The following is a 20,117-nucleotide window of genomic DNA, read 5'->3' on the forward strand; positions in this document are numbered from 1 at the left end:
ACACCAAAAAATCGAGATTGAGGATGGGCAAAATACCAGCCACTAACGCTTGCTGTTGGCAGCATTGCATACGAGCTAGTGAGCGTCATACCGATATTTTTTTCAACATCGAGTAATTCCCAAATCTTGTCTTTTTCACTGTGCTCGGGGCAAGCAGGGTAGCCAGGGGCAGGGCGAATACCACGGTATTTTTCTTCAATAAATTCATCATTATTAAAGTCTTCATCGCTATATCCCCAAATTTCAGTACGGAATTTATAATGCATCATTTCAGCAAAAGCTTCGGCTAAACGGTCAGCCACTGCTTTAATCATAATTGAGTTGTAATCATCATGATCAGCTTCATAAGCTTCAACCAAAGGGTCGATGTTAATACCTGCGGTAACCGCAAATGCACCCATATAGTCTTGAATATTAGTATCTTTAGGGGCGATAAAATCACTTAAACAGAAATTAGGTGTGTTGCCTTTTTTATCAAGTTGTTGACGCAAATGATTTAGTGTCATTAATACATCACCATTATCATCATACAGTTCAATATCTTCATTGACACTATTGGCAGGAAAAACGCCTACAACTGCATTGGCTTGTAAGAGTTTTTCATCAATGACTTTTTCAAACATGTCTTGAGCATCTTTGTACAGCTCTGAAGCTGATTCACCCACAACTTCATCAGTTAAGATATCAGGGAATTTACCTGCAAGCTCCCAAGTGCGGAAAAACGGCACCCAGTCAATGTATTCAAAAATTTCAGCTAAATTATAATTCTTAAAGACTAGTACGCCGATTTGATTTGGCGTGGTAATGGTATCAAATTTTAGCTTTGGCTTGTTGGCTCGAGCATTCTCCATAGAGACTAATTTACTCTTACCTTTGTTGGCGCGACGTCGCCTTACTTCTTCATAGGCTTCTGTAACTTCGGCTAACAGTTTTGGCTTGGCTTTAGCAGAGAGTAATTTAGAAGCGACACCAACTGCTTTAGAGGCATCTTGTACGTAGAATACACCTTTGTCATACTCTGGTTCAATCTTAACCGCTGTGTGTGCTTTGGAGGTGGTTGCGCCACCAATCATCAGTGGCAAAGCAAAGCCTTGACGCGTCATCTCTTTGGCAACAAATACCATTTCATCAAGCGACGGGGTAATTAGGCCAGATAAACCGATAATGTCTACATTTTCTCTTTTGGCAGTTTCTAAAATAGTTTCGGTTGGCACCATTACACCCAAATCAATAATTTCGTAATTATTACAAGACAGCACCACGCCAACGATATTTTTACCAATATCATGTACGTCGCCTTTAACGGTTGCCATTAAAATTTTGCCTTGTGAGGTTGAGGCGCAATCTTCTTTTTCTGCTTCTAGGTACGGATCCAAATAAGCTACTGATTTTTTCATCACTCGCGCGGATTTAACCACTTGAGGTAAAAACATCTTGCCAGCACCAAATAAATCACCGACTATATTCATACCATCCATTAACGGGCCTTCAATGACTAAAATAGGACGACCAAGTTTGTCATAAGCTTCTTGGGTATCTTCGTCAATAAATTTGGTAATACCCTTAACCAAAGCATGCTGTAAGCGTTTTTCAACAGACCACGTTCGCCATTCTAAATCTCTAGGGTTTTCTTTTTGTTCGCCCGTACCAGAGAATTTTCCAGCGATATCTACTAGGTGTTCACCTGCTTGTGCATCACTATTAAGTACTACATCCTCCACAGCTTTTTTAAGCTCAGGATCAATGTCATCATAAATCACCAATTGACCAGCATTAACAATCCCCATGGTCATGCCAGCTTTCACTGCATGATATAAAAACACCGAGTGAATGGCTTCACGTACTGGATTATTGCCTCTAAATGAGAATGATACGTTAGACACACCACCGGATATTTTTGCATAAGGTAGGTTTTTGGTGATCTCACGTGTGGCTTCGATAAAGTCTACACCGTAGTTATTGTGCTCTTCAATACCAGTTGCAATTGCAAAGATATTTGGGTCAAAAATAATGTCTTCTGGTGGAAAGTCGACTTCATTAACTAGAATGTTATAAGCATCCGTACAGATTTCAACTTTTCGTTCTTGCGTATCAGCTTGACCAACTTCATCAAAAGCCATTACAATAATTGCCGCACCATAGCGCTTACAAAGTTTGGCATACTTAACAAAGTTTTCCTTACCTTCTTTCAGTGAGATTGAGTTAACAACCGCCTTACCTTGTGTGCATTTAAGGCCAGCTTCAATAATCTCCCACTTGGATGAATCTACCATTAGTGGTACTTTGCAAATATCTGGCTCAGAGGCAATGAGGTTCATAAAGCGAACCATGGCTGCTTTGCCATCCAGCATACCTTCGTCCATATTGATATCAACAATTTGGGCGCCATCCTCTACTTGCGCACGACAAATATCTAGCGCCTCCTCAAACTCTTCATTAAGAATTAGGCGTTTAAATTTGGCAGATCCGGTTACGTTAGCGCGCTCACCAACATTTACAAATAAAGAGTCATTGTCAATATTAAAGGCTTCTAGGCCTGATAGGCGACACTCTGGTTTGATGTCAGGAATTTTTCGAGGACTAACACCCTTAACCGCATCAGCAATGCATTTAATATGTTCAGGTGTGGAGCCACAGCAACCACCTAAAATATTTACTAAGCCAGAAGTTCCCCATTCGCCAACTTGCTCACTCATGGTGATGGCACCTAGATCATATTCACCAAACTCATTAGGTAAGCCAGCATTTGGATGGGCTGACACATAAGTATTAGCTACACGTGAAAGTTCAGCCACATATTGACGTAATAAATCAGGGCCTAGTGCACAGTTAAGACCAATAGAAATAGGATCGGCATGACGTAAAGAGTTGTAGAATGCTTCGGTCATTTGTCCTGAAAGTGTACGGCCAGAAGCATCAGTAATAGTGCCTGAGATCATAATTGGCAATTCAACGTTGTCATCTTCAAACACTTGCTGTACGGCAAAAATAGCCGCTTTAGCGTTAAGTGTGTCAAAGATAGTTTCAATTAGAATAATATCTGAACCGCCCTCGATTAAGCCGCGAGTTGACTCCATGTAAACGTCAACCAATTCATCAAAGGTGACATTCCTAAAACCAGGATCATTTACATCGGGTGATAACGAACAAGTACGAGATGTGGGGCCAATAACGCCCGCAACAAAGCGAGGCTTATCTTTAGTTGAAAATTCATCACAAGCCGCTTTAGCTAAGCGCGCACTTTCAACATTAATTTCATAAGCGAATTCTTCCATCTTGTAATCAGACATGGAAGTTTGAGTGGCATTAAAAGTATTGGTCTCAACAATATCTGCACCCACTTCTAAATAAGAGCGATGAATGTCTTGAATAATTTTTGGCTGAGTTAATGATAAAAGATCGTTGTTGCCTTGAACCAAAATATGCCAATCTTTAAAGCGTTCGCCACGATACTTTTCTTCACTAAACTTATGCCTTTGAATCATGGTACCCATAGCGCCATCTAGCACTAAAATTCGTTGCTTTAAAAGGCTTTGTAATGTCTGTTTTGTACTCATACGCCATATTATACCCAAAGGGTATAAGTGTCCATGTGTCATAAATTCAGCTTTATAATAGGCCTTAATTACAAACAAGGATACTCATGAAAAAGATATTATTAACTGGATTGCTGATTAGCAGTATTAACGCACAGGCATTTTTAGATTTTAATAGTTATGGCTCTGATTATAAAAATAACGATTGGCCAGCTTGGACACCGATGTTTTGGATGAAAAAGGCAACAGATAGCGATATGTTTGGTGATAAACATAATTCTAATTACGGCTATCCTTATAACAATCACCCTTATAACGTTGGTGCTTCAAAGTTTAATATGTCGAAAATGCCAACTCCTGATCAAGCATTTCAGGCCGAATCTCAAAATATGCCAAAGCCTAGTTATATGACACCTGCAGCAATGTCCTTTTCTAATCCGAATAGCATATCTTCATCGCAGTTAAATGAGTTGCCAAGCCCATATCCAGCTAATTATAATTTTATTGAGCCAAGAAGACCCCAGGGCCGCAGGTTTTAATTAAAGCTTGTCATTTTATATTATCATGTTATAATATAGTTTCTTAACAATAATTTAGATATGGAGATAAGACAAATGAAAAAACTTTTAACAATGATATTGGTAGTAGCCTCTCTTAGTGCAAACGCATTTTTTAACAGCAACGATATGCCATGGAATAACACCAATGGTTATAACAACAACGGCTACCAAGATGATAACGGTATGTTTGGTTACAATCCATACGATTACTGGGATCCACGTTGGTACATGGAAGAAATGTCAAACATGGTAGATGAATTTGATGATGAATTCAATAACAGCAATAACGGTTGGAATAACAATAACTATGGTGGTTATAATAACCCATACAATAACTTTAACAGCCCTTGGAACCGCACACAGACACCTGTTGCACCAACTAAGTAAGTTTTAGCTAGTTTAAAAAAACCAGTACAAGTTGCTGGTTTTTTTTCGTCTATTAAAAACTAGAAGTGGTTTATAATTAAAAGCTATTATTAAAATAATAAGGGGAGAGGAAATGAAAAAAATGGTATCAGTATCATTAATGATAGTAGCACTTAATGCATCTGCAAACTTTGGCAGTGGTCCGTGGAGTAATAACGGCTGGAACAATGGCGGTAATAGTAACAATGGTTTTATTGCTCACAACCCACACTCAATGTTTACACCAGATTGGTTTAGCGAAGAGATGGACGACATGATGGATGAGTTTGATTCAAACAACACGCCTTGGAGTAATAACAACAACTTCAATAATCAAAGACCATGGAGTAATAATTACAGCCCAACGCAAAATCGTAACTGGAATCAAGGTCCGTGGGGCAATTCACAGCCTTTTAACTTCCGAAATAATTCTTTTGGACCTATGAATAACGGCCCATGGAACAACACCAATAGATCGGTTCAACCAACAACAAAATAAAACTAACCAAATAAGGAAATATAATGAAAAAAATTATCGCATTAACATTAATGACAGTAACACTTAGCGCTTCTGCTTTTAGTAATAACTGGAACAGTAACGATCCAATGAACTTTGGTAGTAATACACCATGGAGTAATGGTGGCAATTTTGGCAACATGAATAATGGCTCTTGGAACAATAATGGCTGGAGTCAGAATATACCAATGAACAACGGTAACTTCAACAACGTACCTTGGAACAATGGTAATAGCTTCGGTCCAATGAAAATGGATTCAAATATGAGCCCATTTAACAATGGCGGCAATGGTCAGCCGTTCAACATGGATACAGGTTCAAATTCTTTTGGCCCTATGAACATGAACAGCGCACCTTGGAACTATGGTTACAACCAAATAATCCCAACAACAGCTGAAACAAACGTAGCACCAGAAACAACTAAGTAGTTTTTAGTTGTTTATTGAAGAGTCGGCCTATGGCCGACTTTTTTTCGCTCAAAAAGCAGGATTTTAAAAACAAGCATGCAAACATCAGATGTTTGATTGAGGTAAAATTATTGTCCAAATTATCTATTTTTAATCTAGGCTAACAACATGAGTGCAGAATGTTTATTTTGTAAATTAAAAAATCAAGAAAGAATTATCGGTAAATGTGATTTAACGCTGACATTTATTGATAATTTTCCCGCATCTCCAGGCCATACACTGGTTATCCCAAAACGCCATTTTGCTACTTATTTTGAAGCCACAGAAGCTGAGCTTTTGGCTATTGGTATTGCTGTGCAAAAAGCCAAGCTGATTTTAGACAAGGAGTTTGAGCCAGACGCTTACAATATCGGTGTTAATAATGGTGAAGCGGCAGGGCAAAGTGTTAAGCATTTACACGTGCATTTAATTCCAAGATACAAAGGTGACGTTGAAAATCCTAAAGGCGGTGTTCGTTGGATTTTGAAAGACAAAGCTAACTATTGGGATGCTAGAGATAAGGTCAAGAAAGAAAAATAACTTAACCGATTTGTTATTATAAAATTAAAAAAAATACTATTTTTTTAGCTTGTGAATGGTTTAATCTCAGTGTATAGTTCAATTTCATACTTTTTATTAACGCTTGAGGAGAGAGACATGAAACAAATAAAGACTGGTTTTTTGAAAACTTGTATTGGGTTGACGCTAGTTGTTGGCACAATGGCTAATGCTAATTTTGGTGATCCAACATCGATGATGTCATCATTTGGCGGGCAGAATTTTGCTCAACCACAAACACAAATGCAGCAGTTTAATGGTAATTCTATGCCATGGGGTATTCAAGCTTATAACCAGCCTAGATATTCTAATTCTCGATACGCAGCACCAAGACAGCGCTACGCTTATAATCCTATACCATGGCCTATGGATGGTGCATCCAGTCGTCAAGCTCAACCAGTACAATCTTTTGGTGGCATGAATATGATGCCATTTAATCCGGGCATACCTCAACAACAAGTTCGCCAACCTCAGTCATCATCATTTATGATGCCTGGGATGGATCAGGGTATTCGTAGAATGATGGAGCCAGGTAAGATTATGGCTGAAGAAGCAACACCTGGCATGTACATGAAGCCAACTTGGCGCTAGTCTTTAGTTCTGATTGAACCATCGATCTAAGTGGTTAGCAAAGTTTTGTCGGTCAGCTTGGCTTAAAGGTGACGGACCGCCAGTTTGCACACCGCTTGATCGAATCACATCCATAAAATCACGCATACTAAGCTTTGACTTAATATTATTGGCGTTAAACAATTCACCTCTTGGGCTTAATGCTGTTGCACCTTTGGTAATCACCTCATCTGCCAGGGGGATGTCGCTGGTAACTACTAAATCCCCTGAGTTTAGTCGTTTAACGATTTCATTATCAGCAACATCAAATCCTGCTGGCACTTGAATAAAACTTAAATAACGAGAGGGCGGTAGGTGCAAAGCATGATTAGCTACTAGCGTGATTTGGGTTTGTGTGCGATCAGCAGCCTTAAATAAGATTTCTTTAATAGCAACAGGGCAGGAGTCTGCATCGATCCAGATTTGTGCTGATTCTATATCATTCATAAATAATCAATCAAAAAAATAATTAGCTAAGATGATTATCCCATCTGATGTTCATCGTGTGACTTCAATGTATTTCGATACTTGTTGAATCTATTGTTGATGAGGTGTATAGTAAAAGACAAGTACATTGTAAAAGGAGTTGGTATGAAACTTAAAAGTATATTAACGGCCGTCACAGAAACATTGTCAGCCTCCGGCACTTCAATAGCAGTGCAAACATTGGCTAAAGATTATACGCAATCTATACATACACAAGCCAAAATTGGCACTGAAGCATTTCAACCTTGGCATAAGGGTTATCAACAAGTTGTTCAGTCTTGGTCTAAGCTAAATGGCAATGGACTTAAAGGCATGCTAAGAATGTATAACCATGGCCTTAAGAGGGTTTAGATTTTAAAGGTCGAAAAAAAACCCACGTTAGCAGGTTTTTATTGGGTCTTTCTAAGTTCTAGAATGGAATATCATCATCAAAGCCGTTGTCAACTGGTGTAATTGGATCTTGAGTTGGGGCTTGCACGCGAGGTGCATTTGGCGCTTGTTGTCCACCAGCTTGTTGCGGCGTACCAGCACTAGGGCCATCACGACGATCTAGCATTTGCAATGTACCGTTAAAACCTGAAACGACTATTTCAGTGGTGTAACGATCAGCACCAGATTTATCTTGCCATTTACGAGTTTGCAATTTACCTTCGACGTAAACCTTAGAGCCTTTGTCTAAATATTGGCCGGCAATTTCTGCTAATTTTCCAAATAAACTAACGCGGTGCCATTCAGTTTTTTCTTGTTTTTGACCAGTATTTTTATCCATCCAAGACTCACTTGTTGCCACCGAAAGATTTGCAATTGCATTGCCGTTAGATGCGTATTTAACCTCTGGTTTTTGACCTAAGTTACCTACTAAAATTACTTTATTAATGCCTGCCATTGAATTTTCTCCCGTTAATAATTAATGTTTTTCAGTGCGCATACTTAGGGCGATTAGCCACCAGATAATTGCAGTAAATGTGGTGAATAAGAATACACTATTCAAACCAAAATTGTTGTAAATCCATCCGCCGATTACACCACCAACAAATGCACCAAAGAATTGCGAACTAGAATAAAAACCCATTGCCAGTCCGCGCTTGCTGCTGCTTGCAGTTTTGGCAATTAGTGATGGTAGCAGGGCTTCTAGTGCGTTAAAAGCAATAAAAAATAAGGTCAAGATCACAAAAAATGTCGTATAATTTAACTCACTTTTATAAAATAGGATTTGACTGAATGCTAGTATAAAAATTGAAAGTAAAAAAACTGTTTTTGTTTTTTGATACTTGGTGGCAACAATAATCATTGGGATCATGCCTAGGAATGACAGCATGATAATAGGCAAGTATATTTGCCAGTTATCTTGAATACTAAGGATGTTGTTATCGACCAGGAAAATTGGTATTGCAATAAAAGAACTGGTTAAGATTAAATGTAGTGCAAAAATACTAAAATCTAATCTTAGTAAATCAGTTGTTAGAATTTTTTTTAAATTAGCAACGGAGAGTTTGTATTGTTTTATGGGTTTGGCATTTGGCAATGTTGTAACAATAATTAGTGCCACAATTGATAGTGCTGCAATGATCCAGAACATGCCTGATATACCAAACTGATGACCAATAATTGGGCCTAATAGTAAGGCTAGCATAAATGCCATGCCAATTTGCACACCAACAAAAGCATTCGCTTTAGGGCGCTCTTCTTCACTGACATAGTCAGCTAAAAATGCCATTAGAACGGCAGAAATTGCACCAGCGCCTTGTAGAGCTCTACCGGCAACCACTTGGTAGATATCAGTAGCATTAGCGGCAACAATACTACCGATAAAGAAAATAACAAGGCCCAATACAAGTAAAGGCTTGCGACCGTATTTGTCTGATAGGTAGCCAAATGGTATTTGAAAAAAAGCCTGGGTTAGTCCGTAAGCACCAATAGCAAGACCAATATAAAGTGGCGTCACACTTTCATAATGATCAGCATAGACTGAAAAAATCGGAAAAATCATGAACAGACCGAGCATACGGGTTGTCATGATTAAAGATATTTTTAGTGCAAAGCCTCGCTCTATTTTAGTCATTGACGAGGGGCTGAGTTAGTCTTCTAGTGTGTAATGTGGTGTGTATAGCGGGTAGCTATTTTTAAGTACGCGACGCGTATCTTTGGCCAATATTGGTGTATTGATGATATCGTAGTTGTGTGCCATTAAATGCAGTGCTGCAGGTACAGAGGGCGTGTTCGGGTATTTTTCAATGATGTATTTGCTACGATTAATTGCAGCAATATTAGCACCTTTTTTTGTATAGTAAATAGCAACAAATAATTCATGACGAGATAGAATGTTTCTTAAAATTACTAAACGGGTTTTAGCTTCTTCAGTGTACTCAGTTTTAGGAAATTTATCGATTAATACCAAGTAGTAATTAAACGCATCACGTACTGAATTTACGTCACGCTGAGCGTTGTCAGTAATATAGTCATCTAGGATTGATCGGGATTTGTCTTCTGAAATAACACCACGTAAATAATAGGCATATGGAGTAGAGAGGTGATCAGGATATAGCTTGATATAGCTATTTAAGCGATCAATAGCTTGATCGTAATCTTCATTTTTATAAAGCGCATAAGCGATTTCAAGCTTGGATTGTAGTGCGTACTTAGAGCTTGGATAAGCTGCCTGTAATTGCTCAAATAACTCAATGGCTTTATCCATGGATCCGGCAGAAATCTGATCTTTTGCCTGGGTGAAGAAGGTTTTTGGTGACCAGCCTTTGGTGATTGATTCACGTTTTTTCTCTTCCTCCCAGAAGCAACCATTTAAAAATAAAGTTAGTAAAGGCAGAATAAGAATAAGTTTTTTCATGGATTGGCGTGTAAATTGATTATAAATATGCACATCATTATACTGATGCATAAGTATTATAATGGCAAAACTTAATCCAAAATTTAACCTCAATTAAATGTCAAAAGATAGTCCAAGAATTCTAATTAGCGAGCTATGTGATGTGCTTGAAAAGTACATGCCTAAATCCCAAGTGAAAGGCGTATATCAAGCGTATATTATTGCTGCAACAGCACATGATGGTCAATATCGAAAGTCAGGCGAAGCCTATGTATTTCATCCACTTTCAGTGGCGATGATTTTGGCTGAGTTGCAACTTGACTATTATTGTATTGTTGCTGCAATACTACATGATTGTATTGAAGATACTAGTGTTACTTATGAAGAGATTAAGTATGATTTTGGCTATGAAATTGCACACATTGTTGAAGGTGTTTCAAAACTAACGGGTTTAGAATTTCATACCAATATTGATAAGCAAGCACAAAATTTCCGTAAATTATTTTTAGCCATGAGTGACGACATGCGCGTTATGGTAATCAAACTTGCCGATCGCTTACATAATATGCGCACCCTAGGCTCGATGAGACGAGATAAACAACTTCGAATTGCCAAAGAAACCGCTGAGATACATGCGCCAATTGCTAGAAGGTTGGGTTTGAACAGTATTAGAGTTGAGTTAGACAACCTGTGTTTTAAGGCTATTCATCCTTTTCGTCATCGAGTATTAATTAGTCAGATTAAAAAACAATGTGGCAGTCGAACTAAGGTAATTGGCCATATTCAAGAGCAGCTTAATGTTCGCCTGCAGCAAGAAGGCTTACCAGATGTTAATATTAGTGGTCGACGCAAGCAACCCTGTAGTATCTATAAAAAGATGAAAAATAAGCATTTGAGGTTTGCTCAGGTGCTTGATATGTATGCTTTTAGGGTAATTGTAAGTGATGTTGCTCAGTGTTATCAAGCGTTAGGTATTATTCATAATTTGTACAAACCTTTGCCAGGTAAATTTAAAGACTATGTGGCTTTAGAAAAATCTAATGGTTATCAATCATTGCATACTATTTTATTCGGTCCAAATAAAATCTTTATTGAAATTCAGATTCGTTCAGAGGACATGCACTTTGTCTCCGAATACGGCATTGCAGCACACTGGCATTATAAGAGTGATTCAGATAGCGATTCTGAATTAGCGAGTAGTTGGCTTGGATCTTTGCTTGATATTCAGCAAAACTCTGGCACTTCGATAGAGTTTTTAGAAGAAACCAAGAATGATTTATTTCCTTCAGAAGTATTTGTATTTACCCCTGGAGGTGATATTATACAGTTGCCATATCGATCTACGGCGCTCGATTTTGCCTATATGGTGCATACCAATGTTGGTCATCGAGCAATGAAAGCTAGAATTGACCAAATTAGCGCTTCGATTTCAACGCAATTGCGCTCTGGTCAAACAGTAGAAATTATTACTAATGATAAAGCTAAGCCACATCCATCTTGGTTGCAAATGGTGGTTACTGCTAAGGCTAAATCCGCTATTAAGATATATCTTAAGTCACAATCCGCAACTGAGCTAATTCGTTTGGGTGAGTATTTATTGTCCAACGCATTTGATTATCAAAATATCGACATGAGTAGTATTGATAGTGATAAATGGAAAGCTTGTCTTAATGAGTTAGGTTGTGATTCGGTAGACGATTTGCATTTTCGTATCGGTTTGAGTGAAATTTTAGTCTCAGTTGTGCTGAATAAATTACAGTATGGTGATGATCAGCAGATGATGCAAAAGATTAAGATTAATACCACTCATGATAAAGCAATTAGCTTTGCACGTTGTTGTTATCCTATTCCTGGTGATAAAGTAGCCGGCATCTTAACCATATCAAAAGGCATGGTTATGCATCGAACTGATTGTGCGAATTTTATTCGTGTTAAAGAGAAACGTGCACAGTGGTTATCTGTCGATTGGGAATCTGATGGTAATGAAACTTTTGAAGTTAAGCTAACTGTTGATGTGGACAATCAGCGAGGTACACTAGCCTCCATTGCTAATGTTGTTGCTAAGTTGGAAAGCAATATTGAGCATATTGAAGTTCACGAAAAAGATAATTCAATTAAATCCTTAGATTTGGTTATTAGTGTGGCAGATGCATACCATTTACAAGCAGTAACAAAAGCCTTGAAAGCGCTAAAATTTGTTCAAAATGCGCATCGATTTTAAGTTGTTAAAATGACACATGGTTTAACGCTATTTGGTTAAAATTAGGTTAATTATTCTATAGGTATTTTTTATGAAATGGACAGACTCATTAGATATTGCCATGGCATTAGATGAAATGCATCCAGATACAAACCCTTTAACAGTTGGTTTTGTTGATTTAAGAGAAATGGTGATGGCGTTAGAAGAATTTGATGATGACGGCGAAAAATCAGGTGAAAAAATTCTTGAAGCTATTCAAATGAATTGGATCGAAGAGAGAGAATGAGAAAACTAGCTGCTATTTTTTTAGCACTTTATGCCACTATTGCATTTGCCGTACTAGAAGTAACCATCTTAAAACAAGATGAAAATGCATTCCCAATTGTTATTTCTCCATTTACTGTCAAAGGTGATGCCAGGCAAGGAGAAGCGATTGCTCAGATCATGCGTGATAACTTTAATCGCTCAGGTGAATTTAACGCCTCAAGTGCTGAACATATTATTAGCAGCGAGATTGATTTTGAAAAATGGCAGGCTAAAAAAATTGAAGCCATTGTTATTGGCAAGCTTGAGCAAGTCAGCAAGAAAATCTTTAATGTTGAAATCGAACTGATTGACACTTATACAAGAAAAACGTTATATGCTAAAAAGTTTGCTGTTCATAATAGTGGTATTAGGCGTATTACTCATTATTTATCTGATCAGATTTATTTTGCCTTATTGGGTGAGAAAGGCTCATTTGATACGCGCTTAGCTTATGTTACTGTTACTAACAAGGGTGATGGAAAACGTGAATATCGCTTGGAGATTTCAGATTCTGATACACAGAACCCACAAACTATTTTTAGAGCAGCAAGCCCGATTTTATCGCCAGTTTGGTCGCCAGATCAAAATAAAATTGCCTATGTGTCGTTTAAAAACGGCCGCTCTGAGGTATTTATTCAGTACCCATTTATGCGTCGTAAAACACAAAAATTGCCTTATTTTAATGGCATTGCATCAGCACCTGCCTGGCATCCAAATGGCGAAAGTATTATCATGACACTTTCAAAAGATGGCAATAAGGATATTTACTCGTATCATCTGAAAGATGAAAAATTAACCCGTTTAACCAAGGATGTAGGTATTGACACTGAAGCAAGCTATTCACCTGATGGTGAACGCATTGCCTTTACCTCTAATCGCTCAGGTCAAGTGCAAGTGTATATCAAACATCTAAAAACAAATACGATCAAGCGAGCAACCTTTGAAGGTAGTTACAACGCTAAAGCGGTATTTTCACCTGATGGAAAAAGTCTGGCTTTAGTGCATCGGGTTGATCGAGATTATCGCATTGCCTTGCTGGATATTGCCACTAAAGATTTAATCGTTATCACTGATAACAAGCTAGATGAGTCACCTTTCTTTTCGCCAAACGGCGGCATGATTATCTTTGCTACTAACAAAGGTGATATGGGCGTGTTGTCAGTTGTTTCAATCTTAGGTCGTCAAACCTTTGAGCTTACCAGTAAAACTGGTGAAGTTAGAGAGCCGAATTGGTCTCATTATTCTAAATAAAATCAGGAGTTACTATGTTAAAAATTGCCTCATTAATCACAGCTACTGTGCTTTTATCCTCTTGTTCAGCAGTAATTGAAGAGTTGTATCAAAAAGTAGCGCCAAAACCAAGTGTTATTAATACTGAAGAGAGTATTGTAGTAGCAGATACCTCTCGTTTTGAGTCGCAAGAATATGGTGGTAATTACACAGTTAAAAACAGCGTAGTTCATACAGTGACTTCTGAACTAAAAAGCACAGGTGTATCATTTGTTTTGTATTTTTCTTACGATGGCAGTGAGATAAATGAAGTGGCAACTAAGCAAATTATTTTGCATGCGAACTTTATGCGTGACAACCCAAGCCTTAATCTACGCCTAGAAGGGCATGCGGATGAGCGCGGCACTCGTGAATATAATCTTGCTTTGGGTGAAAATCGAGCTTTAGCGGTTAAAGAGGTGCTGGGCTTGTACGACCTTAGTTCGCGTGTAGAGGTGATTAGCTTTGGTGAAGAGATGCCAATTGTGCAAACACATAATGAAAGTGCCTGGGAAAAGAACAGGCGTGTTGAATTTATTTATCAATAGATAGTAATGCAACGTCTTTCACTCATAATTTTTCTGGCTGTATTTGCTTATCAGCCAGCTTCTGCTGGTATTAATACCGACAAAGTGATCATGGATCATAATAAAAAGATTAAGAAGTTGGTGCGTAAAAATAAAGCGTTAGTTGGCAAAATTGAGCAACTAGAGCAAAAGCAACAAGAAAGTAGTCAAAAAATTGCCGAATTATTCAATCTGATGGAGTATAAAAAATCCAGTGTTGTAGTTGAGAAAACCATGATGTGTGTACGCGAGCACAATCAAAAAGCTAAAAAAATTTATACCAATGCTCGCTCTTTATTGGTCGCTGATCAATACGATCAAGCCATTGTATTTTTTAAGCAATATTTAGATATTTATCCTGACAAAAATCATGCTTCAGATGCACATTATTGGCTGGCCAAGTCTTATTTAGCTATGGGTGACTATCAGCAAGCAAAGCATACTTTTTTGACTTTTCAGCAAGGTAGTCCGTTACATCATAAATATTCAAATTCGTTATTTGAGCTCGCCAGGGTGTATGTAGAGCTTAAGCAAACTAAAAAAGCTGAAAAACTATTGAACAGTATGTTGTTGAAGTTCCCGTCACATAATTCAATTAATCGAGCTAAGCAATTGTTAAGCAAGATTACACCTAAAAAGTTAGATAATAACGAGACTTATCAGTAAAAATTAAAATGAATGTTTTAGAGATTCCGGACGTTGTTTTGGATGGCTTGTGTCAACTTAATAAGCATCGCTATCCATTTCTACTAGAAAGTGTTAATCACAATGATAACAATCGTTATTCGATATTATTTGCACACCCTCAACAAGAGATAGCGCTTAACAAATTATCAGAATTTGACTTTCTAACAGAGCTTTCGGATAACGTCTTACCTAATAATAAAAGCCATCAACATTTACCATTTACAGGTGGTTGGTTTGTCTACTTAGCTTATGAACTGATTGGCCAAATTGAGCCAACACTTGCTAAGCACACCCATGATAGTAATCTACCAATTGCTATTGCAGTCAAAACACCTAGTGCGATAATTATTGATCATCAGCTGAATAAAACGTACCTAATTGATGAGGAAAATAATCAACTTAGAATTGATAAAATATTAGAAGACATTAAAAAAATAAAACCTACTGTATTGACTGATTTTTCGGGGAAATTGAGTTGCGAAGCGGATGATAAGTTTTTATCAGGTGTTGGAAAGATTAAAAACTACATTAAGGCTGGAGATGTATTTCAGGTGAATTTATCACGAGCTTGGAATTACACATTAAAACAAGATTGCTCAGCTACACAGCTTTATAGTAGTTTAAAAAAATCAAACCCCGCACCATTCTCAGCGCTGGCCCAATTTGAAAAGTTTAGTATCATTTCTTCTTCGCCTGAACGTTTATTTAGTGTTGATGGTAACATCATAGAAACTAGGCCCATTGCCGGTACACATCCACGTGGTCAGGGCGAGAACGATGAAGCTTTAAAACAACGCTTGATCAACCATCCTAAAGAGCAAGCTGAGCACATTATGTTGCTTGATCTTGAGCGCAATGACTTGGGCAGGGTGTGTGAGTACGGTAGTATTGAGATCAATGAAGTGATGACATTAGAGACTTATCCTTATGTGCATCATATTGTGTCAAACATCAAAGGTAAGTTGAAACATTCAACCAATATTGATCAATTGGTTCGCGCTTTATTTCCAGGAGGCACAATTACAGGCTGCCCTAAAATTCGCTGCATGGAGATTATTTCTGAATTGGAAGGTGAAGCTAGAGAGGCTTATACTGGCTCATTAGGCTATATCAGTAATAATGGAAAGGTAGATTTTAATATTTTAATCAGAACCATGGTCAAACAAGGTCAAAATTTAAGCTTTAGAGCTGGCGCTGGCATTGTATTTGACTCTGAACCAAGGCGTGAATTGGAAGAAACCCTACACAAGGCGCAGGGTATACTAAAAGTATTTTAAAAATGAGTAGAAAATGGCTTTACAGTTAATTATTGGTAACAAAAAATACTCCTCTTGGTCGCTTAGAGCTTGGGTTTTTATGCAGCAAAATCAAATTGAGTTTGATGAGGTGCATATTTCACTAAAAGCAGTGATTGAGCAACAAGATAAAACTTTATTGAGAGAATACTTGTCTGATGATAAAGTTCCTGTGCTGGTTGATAATGGTAATAAAATTTGGGACTCGCTGGCTATTTTGGAGTATTTATCTGAAAATTATTTAAATAATTCAGGCTATCCAGCTAACAAAGAAGCAAAAGCCTTGGCACGCTCAATCAGTTGTGAAATGCATTCTAGTTTTATGGCAATTAGAAGTGAGATACCCATGAATTGTGCTAAAAAGTTTAACAAAATTGTATTAAGTGCACAGGCGCAAGTTGAACTTGCAAGGGTTCAACAACTTTGGCAATTATGTAGAGATAAATACTCTCAAGATGGTCCATGGTTATTTGGAGCATATTCTATCGCTGATGCCATGTTTGCCCCAATTGCTTTAAGGTTTTATGGCTACAATATCAGTTTAAGTACTAACTCCGAAAACTATGTTAATCAGGTTATTAATCAACCTTGTATTGAAAAATGGATAAAACAAGGTCAATTAGAACAAGAAATTATCCAAGAGGATGAAATTGATGTAGTTGGCAATATTAAGGTTGAAATTTGGAAGTCATAGGGTAGCGACGCTCTTTACCAAAAGCATTTTTGCTAATTTTTGGTCCAGGTGCACTTTGTCTACGCTTGTATTCGTTATTAAGTACCAATCGACTAATGCGCGTTACCGTCTGTTTGTCAAAACCCATTTTGACAATATAATCAATAGAGCGTCGTTGCTCTACAAATAGTTCTAGAATGCCATCAAGCTCATCGTATGGTGGCAGTGAGTCTTGATCAACTTGATCAGGTGCGAGCTCTGCAGAAGGCTCGCGATCAATCACACGTCCGGGAATGATATAAGATAAAGTGTTGCGATATTTGGCCAATAGATAGACCATGGTTTTTGAGACGTCTTTAAGTGGCGCAAAGCCACCAGACATGTCACCATACAGCGTTGCATAGCCCACAGCCATTTCTGATTTATTACCCGTGGTTAAAACAATTTTTCCGAGCTTATTGGAAATGGCCATCAGTAAGGTGCCACGCACTCGTGCTTGTAGATTTTCTTCTGTCGTGTCAGCTTTCATGCCACTAAACAACCCACTAAGCTGCGTGTTGAAATTTTCAATCATAGAGTGAATAGCAATCTCATGGTAGTCAATATTCATAGTGCTGGCTTGTGCTTTGGCATCTTCAAGGCTTATGTTTGAGGTGTAAGTGTAAGGCATCATAATGGCCTTAATATGCTCACTACCAATGGCATCGGCAGCAATGGCAAGCGTTAGTGCAGAATCAATACCACCCGATAGACCGATGACCACACCATTAAAGACGCCATTTTTATTAATATAGTCTTTGGTTGCAAGTACCAAAGCATCATAAATAGTTTTTTCAATGCTATTATTGTCAGTAGTATCCAATGTTGCTGATGATGTGCTGGCCACTTCAAAGAAGGGTAGCTGATGGGTGATTTTTGCCTTTGCATCCATGATAAATGAACCGCCATCAAAAACAATTTCATCTTGCCCACCCACTAAATTAGCATATACAAATCCAACTCGATTCTCTAGTATGCGTTTTGTAACCTCATCAAGGCGCTGTTGGTGTTTGCCAGTATGAAAAGGCGAAGCATTAATGCTAACAATGGTTTGCACGCCGTACTTGACTGTTTCACTAACGGTATCAGCATTCCAGATATCAGCACAAACTAGTAGCCCTAATCTTTGACCTTTAATGGTAAAGATAAAAGGTTTGTTTCCAGCAGTGAAATAGCGCTTTTCATCAAAGACGCTGTAATTAGGGAGTTGTTGCTTATGGTAAGTGTGGATTTCATTATCTTGAATAAGATAGGCGGAGTTGTATAAAATTTTTCCTCGCTTGCAAGGTGCACCAAAAATAATTGTAATGCCGTCAGGAATGCTATTTTTAATTAAGTTTATTTTTCTCTCAACTTGCTGCATAAAACCGTGACGTAATAATAAATCTTCTGGCAGATAGCCAACCAATGCTAATTCTGGAAATACTAATAGATCAGACTCTTGTTTGGCAGCTTCAATGCTCAAATCGATAATTTTTTGAGTATTGTTGTCTAAATCACCAACAGTTGGGTTAATTTGCGCAATATCAATTTTGATAGACTCTGTGGTGGTTGAAAGATTATCTAGCTGCTCCTGCCAAAATATAGCCTTTGATTTATCGCCTTTAATTTTTGCACTTTCGAGTTTGGTATAAGCCACTACTTCAGCGGGGTTGAGTTTCAAAATATCGGCAAATAACCAGGCATGAGTTTCAGAAAGGGAGGATTTTCCTGATTTATATTTACTTAAATTAGATTGGTTAATGCCATATTCTTGAGAGATCTTGTAGTCTGAAAAGCCAGTCTTCTTACGCACTTTAGCCAGATAATCTTTGGTTTTATTTGCCATATTTTTATACAGTTATTACTTGAACTTTTTACCTATTATAGTTAATTATTACCACTAGTTTAATAGACTTTAATTAGTTAAAAAATAACTGTAAGTTAAAAATTACATAAAATATACATAAGTAATTGATTTTTAATTAATTTTAATATAGTTAATTTTTATTATAAATCAGTCTATATAGAGGGTTAAAAACAAGGTATATTTCAGTTAAATTAATAACAAATTAGGGAAACATCATGAATCAGATGCATGCATATTTATTGGCGGAATCTAAACTAAAAATTGATACTGTTAAGATCCAGCAACAAGCCTATTTAGGCGATGCTGAAGCGCAATACAAATTGGCTGATATCTTCCAAAAAGGTAAGGGCGTTGTCAAGAACCCAACTAATGCTTTTTATTGGTACCAAAAAGCCGCTAAACAAGGTAATTTACCAGCACAATTTAATGTTTGGTATGCCTACTTAACAGGCGAAGGCACACAAGCAAACGAGCAATTGGCAGACAAATGGTATGCTAAGGCAATGTTAAAAAATTCAAGCTCAACACAATCAATCATTAACCGATTAATTGGCACAACCATTCATTAAAATTAATCTATTTATTCTTTAAGGGAGAAAATGAACTTAGCATTACACACAATTATTCATTCATCAGCAATGGTTATCATGTCATTAAGTGCGGCATTGATTGGATAGATTGATGAAATTATCTATTTTTATTAAGCCAATATTGGCTTTATTAGCTACTTTGTTGGTAAGCACAACATTAGCCTTGGCTTACACAAGTTATGCGTCAATTGTTGATTCTAAGCATTTAAGCATCATTATGAGTGTCACTATACTTCTAGGTCTTGTTGCACTCTACCAAAAGCAACATTAATTTTGGGTCATGACAACTTAAGCGACTCTTTTCTGAACATTTCAAGCAAAATCTTATAAAGATTTTGCTTGCGATTATTGAATCTAAATTCACATTCTTTCAAGTGTAAATTAAACATATTTTTATTCATTCCTTTAAATTTTACCAGCCTTGTTTTGGCATAACCCCAAAATGATTCTATGCCGTTAATATGTGCATTACCACGAGCAAATTCATTCTTGCTATGATGTACTCTAAAATGCTTCTTATAGCCAAAATCTACTAAACCATTATACCCTCGCCAACCATCAGAATGAATGACGCTTTTCAATACTAGTTTTACCCTTGATAATCCTTTGTAGGGTAGTACTTTTGCAGTTTGGAACAATCTCAGTATAAACCTTATCACCTCTTTTTAGCAAGCCAAAAACAATGGTTTTCCCTAAGGCGCC

22 protein-coding genes and 1 pseudogene are annotated in these 20,117 nt (G+C 37.4%); 16 read left to right on the forward strand and 7 right to left on the reverse strand.

What is annotated here, in order from left to right; genetic code table 11:
- Positions 1–3,557, reverse strand: a 3,557-nt coding sequence (gene metH / locus BTHERMOSOX_RS04970; protein WP_138120012.1) for a methionine synthase, incomplete at its 3' end; no start/stop codon positions are given.
- Positions 3,558–3,643: 86 nt separating this feature from the next.
- On the opposite strand from metH, the gene BTHERMOSOX_RS04975 reads away from it, so the two are divergent.
- From BTHERMOSOX_RS04975 to BTHERMOSOX_RS05000, 6 genes are all read left to right on the forward strand, one after another.
- The gene (locus BTHERMOSOX_RS04975; RefSeq protein ID WP_138120014.1) at positions 3,644–4,075 is read left to right on the forward strand and encodes a hypothetical protein; all 432 of its coding nucleotides are present in this window, start codon (positions 3,644–3,646) and stop codon (positions 4,073–4,075) included.
- 75 nt (positions 4,076–4,150) lie between these two features.
- On the forward strand, positions 4,151–4,483 hold the full coding sequence (locus BTHERMOSOX_RS04980; protein ID WP_212744628.1) for a hypothetical protein: 333 nt from the start codon (positions 4,151–4,153) through the stop codon (positions 4,481–4,483).
- 112 nt (positions 4,484–4,595) lie between these two features.
- Entirely contained in the window at positions 4,596–5,000 is a 405-nt protein-coding gene (locus BTHERMOSOX_RS04985; RefSeq protein ID WP_138120016.1) for a hypothetical protein, read from the forward strand.
- A 23-nt stretch (positions 5,001–5,023) separates the two neighbouring features.
- Entirely contained in the window at positions 5,024–5,446 is a 423-nt protein-coding gene (locus BTHERMOSOX_RS04990; protein ID WP_138120018.1) for a hypothetical protein, read from the forward strand.
- A 147-nt stretch (positions 5,447–5,593) separates the two neighbouring features.
- A complete protein-coding gene (locus tag BTHERMOSOX_RS04995) occupies positions 5,594–6,004 on the forward strand; it encodes an HIT family protein (protein ID WP_138120020.1) in 411 nt (136 codons plus the stop codon).
- 117 nt (positions 6,005–6,121) lie between these two features.
- A complete protein-coding gene (locus BTHERMOSOX_RS05000; protein WP_138120022.1) occupies positions 6,122–6,613 on the forward strand; it encodes a hypothetical protein in 492 nt (163 codons plus the stop codon).
- Between the two features lie 3 nt (positions 6,614–6,616).
- On the opposite strand, the gene BTHERMOSOX_RS05005 is transcribed toward BTHERMOSOX_RS05000, so the two are convergent.
- Positions 6,617–7,078, reverse strand: a complete 462-nt coding sequence (locus BTHERMOSOX_RS05005; RefSeq protein WP_138120024.1) for a YaiI/YqxD family protein — start codon at positions 7,076–7,078, stop codon at positions 6,617–6,619.
- Between the two features lie 144 nt (positions 7,079–7,222).
- Here BTHERMOSOX_RS05005 and BTHERMOSOX_RS05010 point away from each other — a divergent pair, with 144 nt between their 5' ends.
- Positions 7,223–7,468 carry a hypothetical protein gene (locus BTHERMOSOX_RS05010; protein ID WP_138120026.1) on the forward strand — a complete coding sequence of 82 codons (246 nt, stop codon included), beginning with the start codon at positions 7,223–7,225 and terminating at the stop codon, positions 7,466–7,468.
- A gap of 58 nt (positions 7,469–7,526) precedes the next feature.
- On the opposite strand, the gene ssb is transcribed toward BTHERMOSOX_RS05010, so the two are convergent.
- The 3 genes from ssb to BTHERMOSOX_RS05025 are packed head-to-tail and all read right to left on the reverse strand — an operon-like array spanning position 7,527 to position 10,013.
- On the reverse strand, positions 7,527–8,003 hold the full coding sequence (gene ssb, locus BTHERMOSOX_RS05015; RefSeq protein ID WP_138120028.1) for a single-stranded DNA-binding protein: 477 nt from the start codon (positions 8,001–8,003) through the stop codon (positions 7,527–7,529).
- A gap of 21 nt (positions 8,004–8,024) precedes the next feature.
- Positions 8,025–9,179 carry an MFS transporter gene (locus BTHERMOSOX_RS05020; protein ID WP_138120030.1) on the reverse strand — a complete coding sequence of 385 codons (1,155 nt, stop codon included), beginning with the start codon at positions 9,177–9,179 and terminating at the stop codon, positions 8,025–8,027.
- Between the two features lie 15 nt (positions 9,180–9,194).
- A complete protein-coding gene (locus BTHERMOSOX_RS05025; RefSeq protein WP_346654941.1) occupies positions 9,195–10,013 on the reverse strand; it encodes an outer membrane protein assembly factor BamD in 819 nt (272 codons plus the stop codon).
- Between the two features lie 46 nt (positions 10,014–10,059).
- Between BTHERMOSOX_RS05025 and BTHERMOSOX_RS05030 the strand changes: the two genes are divergently transcribed.
- The 7 genes from BTHERMOSOX_RS05030 (at position 10,060) to BTHERMOSOX_RS05060 (ending at position 16,958) form a co-directional block, all read left to right on the forward strand.
- Positions 10,060–12,162 (forward strand): RelA/SpoT family protein, encoded by a 2,103-nt coding sequence (locus BTHERMOSOX_RS05030; RefSeq protein WP_138120032.1) that lies wholly within the window; start codon positions 10,060–10,062, stop codon positions 12,160–12,162.
- Positions 12,163–12,232: 70 nt separating this feature from the next.
- Entirely contained in the window at positions 12,233–12,427 is a 195-nt protein-coding gene (gene iscX / locus BTHERMOSOX_RS05035) for a Fe-S cluster assembly protein IscX (RefSeq protein ID WP_138120034.1), read from the forward strand.
- Positions 12,424–13,698 (forward strand): Tol-Pal system beta propeller repeat protein TolB, encoded by a 1,275-nt coding sequence (gene tolB, locus BTHERMOSOX_RS05040; RefSeq protein WP_138120035.1) that lies wholly within the window; start codon positions 12,424–12,426, stop codon positions 13,696–13,698. The genes iscX and tolB overlap by 4 nt, the downstream gene beginning before the upstream one ends.
- A gap of 14 nt (positions 13,699–13,712) precedes the next feature.
- Positions 13,713–14,264, forward strand: coding sequence for an OmpA family protein (locus tag BTHERMOSOX_RS05045; RefSeq protein ID WP_138120036.1), 552 nt, complete (start codon positions 13,713–13,715; stop codon positions 14,262–14,264).
- Positions 14,265–14,270: 6 nt separating this feature from the next.
- Positions 14,271–14,948, forward strand: a complete 678-nt coding sequence (locus BTHERMOSOX_RS05050; RefSeq protein ID WP_138120037.1) for a tetratricopeptide repeat protein — start codon at positions 14,271–14,273, stop codon at positions 14,946–14,948.
- 8 nt (positions 14,949–14,956) lie between these two features.
- The gene (locus BTHERMOSOX_RS05055) at positions 14,957–16,246 is read left to right on the forward strand and encodes an aminodeoxychorismate synthase component I (RefSeq protein WP_138120038.1); all 1,290 of its coding nucleotides are present in this window, start codon (positions 14,957–14,959) and stop codon (positions 16,244–16,246) included.
- Between the two features lie 13 nt (positions 16,247–16,259).
- A complete protein-coding gene (locus BTHERMOSOX_RS05060; RefSeq protein WP_138120039.1) occupies positions 16,260–16,958 on the forward strand; it encodes a glutathione S-transferase in 699 nt (232 codons plus the stop codon).
- Here BTHERMOSOX_RS05060 and BTHERMOSOX_RS05065 read toward each other — a convergent pair.
- Positions 16,933–18,804 carry an NAD+ synthase gene (locus BTHERMOSOX_RS05065; protein WP_138120040.1) on the reverse strand — a complete coding sequence of 624 codons (1,872 nt, stop codon included), beginning with the start codon at positions 18,802–18,804 and terminating at the stop codon, positions 16,933–16,935. The two genes, BTHERMOSOX_RS05060 and BTHERMOSOX_RS05065, sit on opposite strands and share 26 nt — an antisense overlap.
- A gap of 236 nt (positions 18,805–19,040) precedes the next feature.
- Here BTHERMOSOX_RS05065 and BTHERMOSOX_RS05070 point away from each other — a divergent pair, with 236 nt between their 5' ends.
- Together BTHERMOSOX_RS05070 and BTHERMOSOX_RS05075 are read left to right on the forward strand one after the other, a co-directional pair.
- Positions 19,041–19,394: a tetratricopeptide repeat protein gene (locus tag BTHERMOSOX_RS05070; protein ID WP_138120041.1), complete on the forward strand. Its 354-nt coding sequence runs from the start codon at positions 19,041–19,043 to the stop codon at positions 19,392–19,394.
- A 112-nt stretch (positions 19,395–19,506) separates the two neighbouring features.
- Entirely contained in the window at positions 19,507–19,686 is a 180-nt protein-coding gene (locus BTHERMOSOX_RS05075) for a hypothetical protein (RefSeq protein ID WP_138120042.1), read from the forward strand.
- Between the two features lie 7 nt (positions 19,687–19,693).
- Here the strand turns inward: BTHERMOSOX_RS05075 and BTHERMOSOX_RS05080 are convergent.
- A pseudogene (locus tag BTHERMOSOX_RS05080) lies at positions 19,694–20,117 on the reverse strand (IS1595 family transposase); the annotation flags it as partial.

Source organism: Bathymodiolus heckerae thiotrophic gill symbiont, from assembly GCF_900128515.1.
Lineage (GTDB): Bacteria > Pseudomonadota > Gammaproteobacteria > PS1 > Pseudothioglobaceae > Thioglobus_A.

Coding starts and splice junctions, on each gene's coding strand:
- BTHERMOSOX_RS05030 (WP_138120032.1), top strand. CDS start 10,060: ATGTCAAAAGATAGTCCAAGAATTCTAATTAGCGAGCTATGTGATGTG.
- BTHERMOSOX_RS05065 (WP_138120040.1), bottom strand. CDS start 18,804: ATGGCAAATAAAACCAAAGATTATCTGGCTAAAGTGCGTAAGAAGACT.
- BTHERMOSOX_RS05070 (WP_138120041.1), top strand. CDS start 19,041: ATGAATCAGATGCATGCATATTTATTGGCGGAATCTAAACTAAAAATT.
- BTHERMOSOX_RS04985 (WP_138120016.1), top strand. CDS start 4,596: ATGAAAAAAATGGTATCAGTATCATTAATGATAGTAGCACTTAATGCA.
- BTHERMOSOX_RS05045 (WP_138120036.1), top strand. CDS start 13,713: ATGTTAAAAATTGCCTCATTAATCACAGCTACTGTGCTTTTATCCTCT.
- iscX (WP_138120034.1), top strand. CDS start 12,233: ATGAAATGGACAGACTCATTAGATATTGCCATGGCATTAGATGAAATG.
- BTHERMOSOX_RS05025 (WP_346654941.1), bottom strand. CDS start 10,013: ATGCATCAGTATAATGATGTGCATATTTATAATCAATTTACACGCCAA.
- BTHERMOSOX_RS05050 (WP_138120037.1), top strand. CDS start 14,271: ATGCAACGTCTTTCACTCATAATTTTTCTGGCTGTATTTGCTTATCAG.
- BTHERMOSOX_RS04980 (WP_212744628.1), top strand. CDS start 4,151: ATGAAAAAACTTTTAACAATGATATTGGTAGTAGCCTCTCTTAGTGCA.
- tolB (WP_138120035.1), top strand. CDS start 12,424: ATGAGAAAACTAGCTGCTATTTTTTTAGCACTTTATGCCACTATTGCA.
- BTHERMOSOX_RS05060 (WP_138120039.1), top strand. CDS start 16,260: ATGGCTTTACAGTTAATTATTGGTAACAAAAAATACTCCTCTTGGTCG.
- ssb (WP_138120028.1), bottom strand. CDS start 8,003: ATGGCAGGCATTAATAAAGTAATTTTAGTAGGTAACTTAGGTCAAAAA.
- BTHERMOSOX_RS05075 (WP_138120042.1), top strand. CDS start 19,507: ATGAAATTATCTATTTTTATTAAGCCAATATTGGCTTTATTAGCTACT.
- BTHERMOSOX_RS05010 (WP_138120026.1), top strand. CDS start 7,223: ATGAAACTTAAAAGTATATTAACGGCCGTCACAGAAACATTGTCAGCC.
- BTHERMOSOX_RS05020 (WP_138120030.1), bottom strand. CDS start 9,179: ATGACTAAAATAGAGCGAGGCTTTGCACTAAAAATATCTTTAATCATG.
- BTHERMOSOX_RS04995 (WP_138120020.1), top strand. CDS start 5,594: ATGAGTGCAGAATGTTTATTTTGTAAATTAAAAAATCAAGAAAGAATT.
- BTHERMOSOX_RS05005 (WP_138120024.1), bottom strand. CDS start 7,078: ATGAATGATATAGAATCAGCACAAATCTGGATCGATGCAGACTCCTGC.
- BTHERMOSOX_RS04990 (WP_138120018.1), top strand. CDS start 5,024: ATGAAAAAAATTATCGCATTAACATTAATGACAGTAACACTTAGCGCT.
- BTHERMOSOX_RS05055 (WP_138120038.1), top strand. CDS start 14,957: ATGAATGTTTTAGAGATTCCGGACGTTGTTTTGGATGGCTTGTGTCAA.
- BTHERMOSOX_RS04975 (WP_138120014.1), top strand. CDS start 3,644: ATGAAAAAGATATTATTAACTGGATTGCTGATTAGCAGTATTAACGCA.
- BTHERMOSOX_RS05000 (WP_138120022.1), top strand. CDS start 6,122: ATGAAACAAATAAAGACTGGTTTTTTGAAAACTTGTATTGGGTTGACG.